General features: G+C 35.7%; 15 protein-coding genes and 3 pseudogenes. 10 read left to right on the forward strand and 8 right to left on the reverse strand.

Going from position 1 to position 12,468, the window contains the following annotated elements:
• Positions 1–7: 7 nt before the first annotated feature.
• The 5 genes and pseudogenes from AS180_RS05005 to AS180_RS05020 all read right to left on the reverse strand — a co-directional run bounded on the left by AS180_RS05005 (position 8) and on the right by AS180_RS05020 (position 3,598).
• Positions 8–349: a CBO0543 family protein gene (locus tag AS180_RS05005; RefSeq protein ID WP_281999035.1), complete on the reverse strand. Its 342-nt coding sequence runs from the start codon at positions 347–349 to the stop codon at positions 8–10.
• Positions 350–699: 350 nt separating this feature from the next.
• Positions 700–1,344, reverse strand: a pseudogene (locus tag AS180_RS05010) (phospholipase D-like domain-containing protein); the annotation flags it as partial.
• Positions 1,345–1,478: 134 nt separating this feature from the next.
• Complete coding sequence (locus AS180_RS05015; protein ID WP_062686506.1) at positions 1,479–2,858, reverse strand: S8 family peptidase; 1,380 nt, start codon at positions 2,856–2,858, stop codon at positions 1,479–1,481.
• Positions 2,859–3,067: 209 nt separating this feature from the next.
• Entirely contained in the window at positions 3,068–3,229 is a 162-nt protein-coding gene (locus tag AS180_RS22265) for a hypothetical protein (protein WP_156413446.1), read from the reverse strand.
• A gap of 114 nt (positions 3,230–3,343) precedes the next feature.
• Entirely contained in the window at positions 3,344–3,598 is a 255-nt protein-coding gene (locus tag AS180_RS05020) for a hypothetical protein (protein ID WP_025910020.1), read from the reverse strand.
• A gap of 184 nt (positions 3,599–3,782) precedes the next feature.
• Between AS180_RS05020 and AS180_RS05025 the strand changes: the two genes are divergently transcribed.
• The 3 genes from AS180_RS05025 (at position 3,783) to AS180_RS05035 (ending at position 4,776) form a co-directional block, all read left to right on the forward strand.
• Positions 3,783–4,064, forward strand: coding sequence for a hypothetical protein (locus AS180_RS05025; protein ID WP_025910021.1), 282 nt, complete (start codon positions 3,783–3,785; stop codon positions 4,062–4,064).
• Positions 4,065–4,077: 13 nt separating this feature from the next.
• Positions 4,078–4,425, forward strand: a complete 348-nt coding sequence (locus tag AS180_RS05030; RefSeq protein WP_025910022.1) for a spore coat protein — start codon at positions 4,078–4,080, stop codon at positions 4,423–4,425.
• A gap of 156 nt (positions 4,426–4,581) precedes the next feature.
• Entirely contained in the window at positions 4,582–4,776 is a 195-nt protein-coding gene (locus tag AS180_RS05035; RefSeq protein ID WP_025910023.1) for a hypothetical protein, read from the forward strand.
• 706 nt (positions 4,777–5,482) lie between these two features.
• Here AS180_RS05035 and AS180_RS05040 read toward each other — a convergent pair.
• Entirely contained in the window at positions 5,483–6,010 is a 528-nt protein-coding gene (locus AS180_RS05040) for an IS630 family transposase (RefSeq protein ID WP_025910024.1), read from the reverse strand.
• Positions 6,007–6,552 (reverse strand): helix-turn-helix domain-containing protein, encoded by a 546-nt coding sequence (locus AS180_RS05045; protein WP_226372929.1) that lies wholly within the window; start codon positions 6,550–6,552, stop codon positions 6,007–6,009. The genes AS180_RS05040 and AS180_RS05045 overlap by 4 nt, the downstream gene beginning before the upstream one ends.
• Positions 6,553–7,012: 460 nt before the next feature.
• Between AS180_RS05045 and AS180_RS05055 the strand changes: the two genes are divergently transcribed.
• The 6 genes and pseudogenes from AS180_RS05055 to AS180_RS05080 all read left to right on the forward strand — a co-directional run bounded on the left by AS180_RS05055 (position 7,013) and on the right by AS180_RS05080 (position 10,711).
• On the forward strand, positions 7,013–7,219 hold the full coding sequence (locus tag AS180_RS05055) for a DUF1657 domain-containing protein (protein ID WP_025910027.1): 207 nt from the start codon (positions 7,013–7,015) through the stop codon (positions 7,217–7,219).
• 90 nt (positions 7,220–7,309) lie between these two features.
• Positions 7,310–8,245 (forward strand): annotated as a pseudogene (gene spoVAD / locus AS180_RS05060) (stage V sporulation protein AD); the annotation flags it as partial.
• Between the two features lies 1 nt (position 8,246).
• Positions 8,247–8,597, forward strand: a complete 351-nt coding sequence (spoVAE, locus tag AS180_RS05065) for a stage V sporulation protein AE (RefSeq protein WP_025910029.1) — start codon at positions 8,247–8,249, stop codon at positions 8,595–8,597.
• A gap of 12 nt (positions 8,598–8,609) precedes the next feature.
• Positions 8,610–8,816: a DUF1657 domain-containing protein gene (locus AS180_RS05070; protein WP_025910030.1), complete on the forward strand. Its 207-nt coding sequence runs from the start codon at positions 8,610–8,612 to the stop codon at positions 8,814–8,816.
• Between the two features lie 17 nt (positions 8,817–8,833).
• A complete protein-coding gene (locus AS180_RS05075; RefSeq protein WP_062686507.1) occupies positions 8,834–9,694 on the forward strand; it encodes a DUF421 domain-containing protein in 861 nt (286 codons plus the stop codon).
• Between the two features lie 432 nt (positions 9,695–10,126).
• Complete coding sequence (locus AS180_RS05080) at positions 10,127–10,711, forward strand: YitT family protein (RefSeq protein ID WP_226372930.1); 585 nt, start codon at positions 10,127–10,129, stop codon at positions 10,709–10,711.
• A 684-nt stretch (positions 10,712–11,395) separates the two neighbouring features.
• Here AS180_RS05080 and AS180_RS05085 read toward each other — a convergent pair.
• Complete coding sequence (locus tag AS180_RS05085) at positions 11,396–11,761, reverse strand: hypothetical protein (protein ID WP_025910033.1); 366 nt, start codon at positions 11,759–11,761, stop codon at positions 11,396–11,398.
• A gap of 535 nt (positions 11,762–12,296) precedes the next feature.
• Between AS180_RS05085 and AS180_RS22270 the strand changes: the two are divergent.
• Positions 12,297–12,468 (forward strand): annotated as a pseudogene (locus AS180_RS22270) (IS5/IS1182 family transposase); the annotation flags it as partial.

A 12,468-nucleotide genomic window follows, 5' to 3' on the forward strand; every position in this document is an offset into this window, starting at 1 on the left:
CAGCATGCTATGTACTTTTTAGTCTAGCATCAGGTTCACCAATAAAGGCGTATGTGAGTGCCATAGTGATTTGTGCGATTATAAAAAATTTCCATGTTCTAAAATATTGATATAACAACATGTAAGCTACAGGTACCATTGAAAAATCAAAGGGAAAGGCCCTAGGAATAATAGGTAGGAATGCAATTGGATAATCCCAAAAACTATATTGTAAGCCAACTACATCTAATAAGGTTGTTGTTATGATAATTATGGTACCAAATAACAAAATTTCTAAAATAATGTCTCGTTTAACGAGTTTAGACCATATAATCCAAGGCACAACTAAAAACCAACTAATATCCACCATTCCCAAGTTAAAAATTCATTCTTTAGCCAATTATTTAATTCTAAAAGGTACAGTTTATCCTATAATAAACGTAATTCCTTAAAATTTTCAAATATATTATCTATTGTTATCATCCCTTATATTTAAATTAAAAAGTAACAGATATTTTTGAATTCAAACACTTTGAGCTGTCTTTTTAGGATTACCGTTTTTTAGTAATGAATTACCATCATAAATAAAAAAAACCCACGATAGAAGTTCTTCTAACACGGGTTTTCGACTCTTTTCAAATGAATCAGAAATATTTTAAAAACAATGAAATTTTTTAAATCTAGATTTAAGATAGAACAATAAAAACAGGATACATCAACTCATAATAATGGAGAGAGCAGGCGAGAACCCTGTTCAACAATGCGCTCGGTCAGGGATCGTTGCAACAAGTCTTCAATTCTTAATGGTACAGAATGAGTAAGATCCCTCTCGAACTGCTCTGTGAGTTCCCTTGCCACATCAGCACTGTACACGACTTGACACACTTCATAATTCAGGCGAAAACTTCTCATATCATAGTTTGCTGCGCCTACTTCTGCGATTTCCTCATCAATGGTCATCAGTTTCGCATGTAACATTCCTTTATCGTACTGGTAGATTTGGACCCCTGCTTCTATAAGTTCCCCGTAATAGGTACGACTTGCAAAGCCCACGATTTTTTGATCAATCTGGCGAGGAACAAGTAATCTTACGCGTACACCACGAGCCACAGCTGTCTTTAATGCCATAATAATATCTGTTTCTGGTATAAAGTATGGCGTTGTTATATCAATGGTTTTGGTCGCTTGTGTTATACATATAAAGTAAGCTTGACGAATAACTGGGGTAGGAATTCCAGGGTTTCCTTCCAACGTATGGATGTATGCTTTTTGCAATTCTCCTGTCTTTGTTCGGGGATTGTCTGTTTTACCTTCTATAGGCCATAACTCAGATCCTAATTCGGCAGACCATCTTGAAAGATCTATGCTGCCGGTTGGATTGATTTCCTTTGATTTATATTTTGGGATTTTAGTGGGCTTTTTCGTATCCTCAGAGTTTGGACTATTTGGGGTCACCATGTAGATGTTTTACAACTAGAGGCAACGGTCTCAAAAAGGGATCATTGCCTTTTGCTTTGGGCTGCTTCCAAACCATTCTTTACATTAATTAAGCCATTACCGAACTCGTTATCAGTTCCAGGGATACCTAAATCATAAGTAGAATTCTTAATAATTTCTATTACTTCTTGGTTAGTTAAATTAGGGTTTGCAGAAAGCAAAAGACCTGCTAGTCCTGCTACATGTGGTGAAGCCATAGAAGTGCCTGAAAGGGCAGCATACTGCTGGTTAAAATAGGTGCTCGGAATTTGAACTCCGGGAGCTGAAACATCAATATAATCTCCATAATTTGAGAAAAAGGCACGTTGTCCTGTGTAACTTACGGCAGCGACACTTAGAACATTAGGAAAAGCAGCTGGATAGCTCGGTTGCATAGTATTTTCATTTCCTGCTGCAGCAATCAAGACAACATTTTTATTGTATGCATAATCGATTGCCTCTTTTAAAAGTGAAGAATGCTGATAATTGCCTAAACTCATATTAATGATATCTGCTCCATGATCCACTGCCCAAAAAATCCCTTTTGCTATATCAAAGGTCGTCCCATACCCTTTGGCACCCATTGCTTTTATAGGCATTATTTTGTTATACCAGGTGACACCAGCAAGGCCTTCATGGTTGTTTGTTTCCGATGCAATGATTCCTGATACATGGGTACCATGCCCGTTGTCATCATCAGGGAAATTATTATTCAACAGTACATTATAACCATTTGTTAATCGTCTTCTCAAATCAGGATGGTCCAGATCAACGCCAGTGTTTATAACAGCAATAATAATATGTTCATCCCCTTTTGTGATATCCCAGCCTGCTTCTGCTTGAATTGCCGATAAGTTCCATTGGTATTGTTCTTTATACAGCAAATCATTAGGAAGTCCAATTTGATTTTGCAGATAAAGATAATTGGGTTCAGCAAATTCAACAATAGCCTGTCTGTTAAAATATTCAATAAGTTCCTTGGTCGAAAGCTTATTAGAACGAAAAACAATCGTAGTATTTAGATTTTTAATGATATTGCCATTTATCTCCTGTGCCATTCTTTCTAATTCCTCTGTTGGTAGAAGAGTCTTGAATGTAACGTTTACTTCTTTCTTAATATAATGACTCTCAGTTTTTTCATTGTGTTTAATTAGAAAAACGGAAGGATCATTTCTTAATTGATTCTTTATGGTTTGACCCATGGAAAGGCTGTTTATTTGAAGAACATTTTTTTCGTTTTCAACATTTTGGACACTGGTTGTAGGTGGATTGTTTTTGACAGCAACAGTTTTATTTCTGTGATTCTCATTGTTTCTTGTATTTGGTACTAAGAATAATAACCCTATAAATAAAAGAATAAGAATGGAAACAGTAACCATTAAGGACCTTGGTATTTTTGACATGAGACACCTCTATATAATTTTATTATTAGCTTGTTTTGTGGCATGAATTTTAATTAAAGGGATAAGTGGAAAAATAAAAAAGTGCTTTCGTTAAGAAAGGAGTAAAAAAAACATCAAAATTATAATCAAATGTCTTATTATCATCCTCGAATCTTGATACAAAGAGGAGTTTGGGACATAACAAAATGATTGCTTCTAAGAGGCGAACACTAGCTGTTCCAATCTCTTTGGTTTGTCTGAACACGTTCGTTCCATTGCGCTACGGTCACTCGCTTTCCGCGGGGAGGAACCTGAGCTTCCTCGCTGCGCTGCGGGATCTCCGTTTTCCCTCTCTTTCCCGCAGGAGTCGAGTGTCCTACGCTCCATTCCACCCTGTTTCCAACATTGTTTTCACAATCAACAAAAAACCTGAACGATTAAAAGTGAGAAACTCTCAATCGTTCAGGTTTATCATTGGCTGGATTACTTATGTCCCAGCCTCTAACTTATTCATCATTATTATCGGGGTCATTTACATCATTAGGATCTTCAATAGGTTCTTCAGTATCAGTGTTTACATTATTTTCATCAATATTATCTGTATCTGCTGCGTCTTCAGGATCTTCAATTGGTTCTTCTGTACCTGGACTTACATCTACTTCTGGTGGTGGATTATTATCCTCATCTCCATTATTACACCCCAATAACGGGAAGATAGAAAGAAATACTACTGTTAATAGTCTTAACCACTTAAGATTCATTTTTACCGCCCTTTCCATTGTGATTTCTAAATTATTTTCTCCGCTTATTCTTTTTTTATTCTACCGATGATATGTCCAGGGTGGCGTGTTCTTTAAAACTAGTCCTCATTCCCTGCATATTTTTGACCATTGTGTGGCAATATACCCAAGTGATTAACAACAATGTTAACAAGGAGGATAAATAATGCAACAAATGCAGACGGGTATGGTTAATCAACAAGCACAAGCTTTAATGACGGAACCGCCTAAAATAATGTCAACAAAGGATCATCTGTATGTAAAGGATATGTTAAGCTGGAATCTACTCGCGATGAAGAAAATGCACTTTTTTGCTCAACAATGTCAAAATCCGGATGTGAAAGCAGCACTTGAACAAGCTGGACAAATGCACGATCGACACTATCAACAGCTGCTTCAACAGATGCAACAGTATTTAACTCAACCTTCACAAAATATGAATCAATAAGGAGGATACTATAGTGGAAAAAAATACTCCAAACGGGATTAAGAATCTTGAAACACCAGTTCCTAAGACGCCGCAAATGAATGATAGAGATTTTCTAAACGATGCCTTAAATACGGAAAAATATATAACTTCCTCATACTCGATTGCATTGAAAGAAGCAAGCCATGAGTCATTGTATCGTACGATTGCATCTGTTTCCCAAGAAACGCAAGACTGTCAGCGCAATCTATATAACTTAATGTTTAAAAACGGATGGTACGGTTTGGAAAAAGAAACTCCACAAAATATTCAACAATCGGTTCAGCAATTTTCTAACTACATGGAAAGTCAAGATCCATATAGAGGCAATGTAATACAATAAAGTAGAAATTCAAACAACAATAATTATGCGAGACAAAAGGTTGGTTGGATGTTAACCAACCTGTCTCTTCTTTAGAACATTCCTACAAACAAGTATTCAAAGTATAAAAGTACTCAAATCCTACCTTATAAATATTAAATAAAGGTTGTGTTAATAATGAATCAAGAAAATAAAATTGCAAATGAGCTTCAGAAAATGTTGATTGAAAATCTAATCCCTGTTTCCGTCCAGGAAGATATTAATGTACTCTCTGAAAAATTAGCCAATGGAGATATTACACTTGGTGAATTAGAAAATAAAGATCAGTTTGTAGTAGAGGTTATTCAGAAAGCAAAAAACAGAATCGGATAAAATAGGGAAACTTTGTAATATTATCTATCATGGTCTATACATAATTGCCTCATTTTCTTGAAATTTTATTGCTGTATAAATACATGTTTTTGGGCAGAAATTTTGAGGGGATCGACAAAACGTGGTTATTATACGCTAATACTTTTTCTGGAGGTTAAACACTTACCTTACTCCCTGGAGGAAAAAATCAAGGTATCATTAAATGTACATATGGAAATTTATAGGGCTTGAAACAGTTTGGGACAAAAATTTGTCCTTTTTTATATGCATTTTTTTCATCAAATTTCTTTTTAGACGACCATCCTTTTGGTTTCACCATAAGCGTTAAATACTCCCCACCTTTAAGCAGATGGGGAGTATTTGACGCTTACGTAATAAGTATACGTTTGGAATACGAAGGAATTGTTTAGATAGACATTTTCTTATGAGCGGTGAGACATTCTAAATAATTTTGTAATTAGTTTGTTTTGTCAAAGGAATTTTAACGTTGGAAATGAATTGAAACATAAGAGGTTCGTTTTACATTTTTTCTATTTAACCCCAATACCTTCCATAATTAACCAAATTTTAATTTATCCTATTCCAGATTCTGTCTAGATCCAAGGCAACATATATTTTTTTACCATGAATTTCCTTATGTATTATAGGATTGGAAAAATACTGATTTAAATTTTTATTAAATTGCTTATACCTATATAAGTTTTACTTAATAATCCGTCATATGAACACCGGCTATTCTTTTTAAAATTTGCTCAGATGCCCCCTCCAAAAAAGCTAGAAAAGAAGAAACAGACTCTTGAATAGCTGCTTTGTTAGGATGGAATCGATTTTGGATGACGGTTTCTTTCAGCCATTTCCAAATCCGTTCAACGGGGTTCAAATTGGGCGAGTACTTCGGCAGAAAGAAACGAATGAGTCGATCCTCATGCTGTTCAAAAAAGGGCTGTAACTCTTTTGCATCATGAATACGAGCACGATCCAACACCATAATGATGACTTTATTTGGGTAATAGTCGAGCACATACTTCATAAAGGAATGAAAAGCTGGGGCTTTACAATTGTCAGCTACTTGGCAGAGAAAGTCGCTATTTAAGACATTGACAGCTCCAAATAGACTAACAGCTGCATGGTGCCCAAAAGTAGAGACTTGTTTTTGTTTCCCTTTTTGAAACCATGTGGATCGTAAAGCTTGATAGGCGTGGATTCGACTTTCATCTTCATAAAGTAAAATCATATCGCCCGAGAGGTTTTTTTTACCATCTCCATGTTTTGCAGGAATTGCTTTTGTTCGTTTTGATCCGCCTTTGCTAAGGTATAAGTAGGTCTAGTGTAACTCAATCCCATGCCCGTCAACATTCGATAAATGCCACTTCGACTCATGGTGACTGAAAATTTTTCGTAGATGACATGTTGAATCACACGTGTATCCCAGTTAGCGTCAATCCCAAATCCTTCTTTTTCCGGTGTACTTTCTAAGATCATGCGTCGAAGTTCTTCTTTTTCTTCTTGGGTTAAATAAGCAGGTTTACCGGTAGAATACTGACGGGTGACTAAACCATCCATCCCATATTGATTAAAGGTTTTGACATAGATAGACACGGTTTCACGGTGAAGATTCAAAAGCTGAGATACTTCTTTTCCTGTATAGCGTTCCATGATGAGCCGAATCGTCATGACGCGTTGTCTCATTTTCACGTTTTGAATGGTTTTTTCGTATTGACGTAAGTCAGCAGGTGTCCATCCATGGTCATTTGTAATACGTAGAACTTTCATCATCCATCTACTCCCTTATGATTATCTTAGGAACAGTATGGACGCATTTTTTTAAAAATAAGCACGTCGGAAATTAAAATCAAACTTATATAGCTCGTGGTTTTGGTCCTGAAATAGTTTCAAGATAGTCCTTATACATACTCCGTCTACCTCTTTTTTATTATTTATAAAAAAAATACAAACTGCATCAATACTCCATTTCTAAATAAAAAAGCATACCAGTCCATGCTTCTCAAAATCAAAAGGAAAATTCCCCTCGAATTGTAAAACAATTGTACTTTAATCAGTTTTTTTAAAAGTTCAACTGTCCAATTTACACTATCCTTCCTCCCTTGATTTTTTCTTGTCAAGAGTATTTTTTCCTAAAATATTATAAATATATTATTCGATTTGAATGAATAAAAATCTCTATCTTCAGACATTCTAAGAAAGGTTCCAAAGAAAAATATAGGAGGTGATATTCATGACAGTTATTAATGACGTTAAGACAGCTCTAGCGGGATTGAAAAGTGCGCAGGCTAGCTTTGAAACTTTTGCTCTCAGTACAGAGAATCAACAAGCAAAGCAACTTTACCAAGATGCCGCTAACCAAACTCAATCCGTTGTAGACAGCATTGAGCCACGTGTTCAAGAAATTGAACAAGAAGAACCTCAATACAAACAACAATAATTAATAAGGCAAAAAAAAGGTTGGTTAAGTTTTTACCAACCTTTTTTAGACCCTTCAATATTGGATAAAAAACAGAGGTGAATTCATGTTGAAGCAGATGGGGCGATTGCAGAAGATTTTGATCTTCTTCATGCCGATTTATGGCTAAAACAGGATTCCTATGAAAAGGCGCATAAAGTTCTTTTTGAAGAAGCCTGTCAAAAAGCCATGGAAAAAGGGGGAATCCAAAAGGAACAGGTTCAGTTCATCCTCGCAGGAGACCTAATCAACCAGATTACCCCGACTAGTTTCGCAAGCCGAACGATTGGAGCTCCTTATTTTGGTTTGTTTGGTGCTTGTTCTACCTCTATGGAAGGATTGGCTCTAGGCGCCTATATTATTAATACAAAAGGAGCTAAATATTTGTTAACAAGAGCTTCTAGTCATGATACTGCTGTTGAAAAACAATTTCGTTATCCAACTGAATATGGCGGGCAAAAGTCCCCTACTGCACAATGGACCGTTACAGGTGCTGGCGCAGCATTATTAAGTGACTCCGGAGAGGGGCCGCGTGTGACTTCTGCCACAATAGGACGTGTTATTGATATGGGACTGACCGATCCTTTTAATATGGGAGGAGCAATGGCACCAGCTGCGGTTGATACCATTGGAGCACACTTAACGGAACGAAACATTGATTCAACTTATTATGATTTAATCGTAACCGGAGACCTTGGTCAAATTGGACAAGAAGCGTCATTGGATTTATTTAAAAAGCATGGAACCCCTATTAGTAAAGAACAATACCAAGATTGCGGTCTCATGATCTATCGAGAGGGGCAACCAGTCCTCGCAGGAGGAAGTGGCGCGGGGTGTTCAGCAACAGTAGTGTATGGTCATTTATTAAATCGCATGAAAAAAGGTGAATTTAAAAGAATGTTAGTAGTGGCTACAGGCGCTTTATTATCACCCCTATCCTTCCAGCAAAACGAAACCATACCTTGTATCGCCCATGCGGTCTCGATTGAATACGGGGGTGGACTATAAAATGATTTATTTTTGGGCTTTTGTTGTTGATGGTTTGATTTGTGTAATCGGGCAAATTATGTTTGACGTATTTAAACTGACACCGGGACATACCTTAAGTACCCTTGTAGTGGTCGGTGCCATTTTAGATGGGGTAGGTTTATATGAACCCTTAATTGATTTTGCTGGGGCTGGAGCTACCGTACCCATTACAAGCTTTGGGAATGCACTTGTACATGGTGCCATGCAAGAAGCTGAACAACACGGCTTAGTTGGCATTCTTACAGGGGTGTTCGAAGTAACAAGTGCCGGTATTTCAGCTGCCATTATATTCGGTATGTTAGGGTCGTTGATTTTTAAACCAAAAGGATAAGGAGAATACTGAATGACTATTGCATCAAATGTAAAGCTGTCTCTTGCCTGTCTTAAAGGCGTAGAAGCCGATTTATCTAGTTTAGCACTCCGCACCGAGGATACCGAATCGAAGCGTTCGTTACATGAAATGATTATGATTGTGCATGAAGTTGTGACGGATTTAAAAAAACGCGTTGGAGAAATAGAACGAGAGGAATTGCAGTATAAAGGATTTTAAGATAGGAGGGTCTATTAATGCCTCTTTGGCTAAATGTTGTCTCACGAGTTATTTTGTTTATGATTATTCTGTTTTTTATCACAAAATTTCTAGGCAAAAAGCAACTATCCCAACTTTCCTTCTTCGAATATGTAACAGGTATTACAATGGGAGGAATTGCAGCAATCGTTATCCTTGAAGTAAGACATAGTATCATTATAGGAGGATTAGCCATTCTAGTTATGGCAGCTATACCATATATAGTTGGTCTTATTGCTTTAAAAAGTAAAAAATTCCGTGATTTTATAGAAGGGAAACCAACTGTCTTTATTAAAGATGGAAAAATTATGGAAGATAACTTAAAAAAGGAAAGATACACAACAGATGAATTACTAGAATTACTCCGAAAAAAGGATGTTTACCAGGTTTCTGATGTAGAATTCGCGATATTAGAAGCAACCGGTGATTTTTCTGTCATGTTGAAAAAAGAAAATCAACCTTTAACAGCAAAGGATGTAAACTTATCGCTTGCATCAATCAAGGAGCCTCAAACCGTCATTATGGATGGCGAAGTATTGGATGAACCACTTTCGACAATTGGACGAAGTCGAGCTTGGTTACATATCGAATTGGAAAAACTGGGGGTAACGATTGAAAATGTTTTTCTTGGACAGGTAAATTCTTATGGAGAGTTAACGGTTGATCTATTTGACGATAAATTACAAGTGGCATCTCCTCAAGAAAGAGCTTTAATTCTTTCGGCCATGAAAAAATGTCAAGCGGATTTAGAGATGTTTGCTCTTGGAACAGAAGTAAAGGAAGCAAAGGAAATGTTTACTAAAAATAGTGAAAAATTACAAGAAGCCATTGATAAAGTATTTCCAATTTTAAAAGGATAATCGTTTTATTTCATTGTGATGTACCTTTTTCGATTTTGGTCGTAATAATAGATGGATGTTTGGAAATAGACGTAAAAATAGAGGCATGATGCTTACAATTTGCCTAATAAAAATTTTAGATCTTAAATTTTTGATTCATTGCATCTACATTTAAATGAGGACAAATAAAACCCTTAGTCCCAATTTTGGACTAAGGGAGAACTTTCTTTACGAGGTGTTCAAAGTGTTCTTTTTTTAGTTAAATCAATTTTTATATATATTGTGATTAATGGAGCCGTGAAAATTTTAGGGAAATCGGCAATTGCACAGCTTACCCCTGACGATTTTGGGGCCATTCTTCAAGAATTACAGAATGATCAACTCATTCCCAATCTTAGCCTACTTCTGAAATATAATGCTTGTACATATAATAAGGTAAACAAATGATAAAAGGTGATTTATATTTTTCAAAAAGTAGCAGCTATTCTTATAGGCAGTTTACTAATAAGCATTGGAATAAACGGTTTTTTAGTTCCCCATCATTTATTAGATGGAGGGGTTACAGGAATTGCTCTTATACTACATTATTACTTTAGTTTTTCAACAGGTTTAGCAATGTTCCTTTTAAGCATTCCTCTAAGTATATATGCATGGATCTATGAACGAACATTCTTTTATAATAGCTTTCTAGGTTTGATTGTTTCTTCTATACTCATTGATTGGTTAGCGCCTTTAAGAAATCAATTTTCGCTTCCTACTTTTACGAGTTCGTTATTAGGAGGAGTATTCATTGGTATAGGGGTGGGAATCATGCTTCGATATAAGGCAAGTACTGGAGGAACAGACCTGTTAGCTCAATTTATTTCAGAATCTTTTTCTGTAAATATAGGGATTTTTATTTTGATGATTGATGGCCTTATCGTAATAGCAGCGTTTAATACGTTAGGACTAAAAGTATTTCTTTTTTCTTGCTTAACTATATGTATCGTAGGAATAATTACTTCATTGATCGCTAGACCATCGAATATAACTATTTGAAATAACTGTAGCTTTAAGCGAAAAAAAGGTGTTTGGATGGAGTCTCTTTCACCCCTCTAAGAAACCAATCCATAGAATAACACACTTTAAATCTACATTTGAGACAAATGCCTAGTTCTTGGGGCATAAGCGGAACATCGAAGAACATAATAGAGGGATTTTTTTGAAAGTGATATCCATATCATAAAAGTATATAATCCCTGGCCAAATCGCATGGTGTTACGCTGGAAAACAATGTGAGTTTTGCTTTAAAAAGTGTTCTTTCAAATTGAAATACAAACCGTTTCGCTCCTGACACAAAGCAAATGGAGCGTTTACAAGCCTGTATTAGTAGATGAAAATGATACTTTTATTAGCTCTTAGTTTTATGATTAATTGATGACTAAAAAACCTGAAAATCAAATAGATCTTCAGGTTTTTTCGTTATTCTTTTTTTTCATCTTCAATAACTTTAAAAGCTTTGTCATCTTTTTTCTCTTCGCTATCTAATCCAATGCTCTTATAGTACTCAGAACATTTAACGTTGATTCTTATAACATATGTTAGGTAACGGTGGAGATATGGGGGTGCTCATATTCTACTTCGATTTCCTTCCTGGTCCGAATATCTATTCTTGGTAGTGCTACGAAATTTTTGTAAAATTCCTGTTTGGGTATTTCTAAATTAAAAGCCATTTGGATAAGTTCAATTATCAAGTTCTTCTACTGTGTCATTTTCCTGACCTAGTATTTCTATTCCCCTATCAAAGTTAGAGGACAACTCACCTATCTTCCTCACATCAGATTCAACTTCTTCTTTACAAGGTTGTGATTCTCTATATAACAGTTTATACTGATCATACAGATTTTGAGCTTTCTGATAGTGATCAAAGTCTTCTTTTAAATCTGCCTGTAATTTTCCTTTTAATTCGTTATATGATTCTTCCCATTCCTCCAAACTTTTTAGATCAAATTGTTTTGAAAACCTCGGTTTCATTCTTTCCCAATCGGAATAAGTATCATTGCACCAATCTAATAACTTTTCAAGATATTGTTTTTGTTCTTTTTCCATTCATATCCCTCACTTAGTTAAATTTATTTTTAATATTCTTTCAAAAAATTAATAAAGCATTTTGGGCAGTATCTCCGATTAAGACGAAACCAATCGTTTGGTACCACAAAAGTTGACTTTTCCAGGAATAATATTCAAAACAAATGCACATCTCTATGTTTTCCTTCAAATAAATAACTCCCCATTATAATTTCATCTTCGTGAAGACCTTTAGCCTATATTACGTACGAGTTTTGTCCTAGGTGTAGGCGTTTTCGTTATAATTTCTTTTTTTGGGCTAAATTACCAAAAGTAACATTTGCTTGGAGACAACATACATTTAGGTAGATGCCTCTCTTTTTATAACAAACAGGCAAGATATTAAATCTGATAATAAGAAGAGGCTGGGACAAAACCCTCCTCTGAACCGAAAAAGCCGGTGAAATTTTACGACGAGTAAAATTTCACCGGCTTTGTTTATTTTTACATTAAAATAAGGACCACTTCTGATAAAATAAAGTCACCACAAAAAATCCAACCAGAAAGAAGGGTCCTTATGTTTAAAGATTATAACATGAATCAAGTGGTTTTGCCTTTAGATTTAGAAATAAAATTACAAGAAAATGATATTGCCTTCGCCGTTCACCATCTCGTTGAACATATTCCAGATGAAGCCTTTGCCGGCTTCTTACAGAAAACGGGGTGTCCTGCTTACCATCCACGCATGA

This window comes from Priestia veravalensis (assembly GCF_001457055.1).
Lineage (GTDB): Bacteria > Bacillota > Bacilli > Bacillales > Bacillaceae_H > Priestia > Priestia flexa.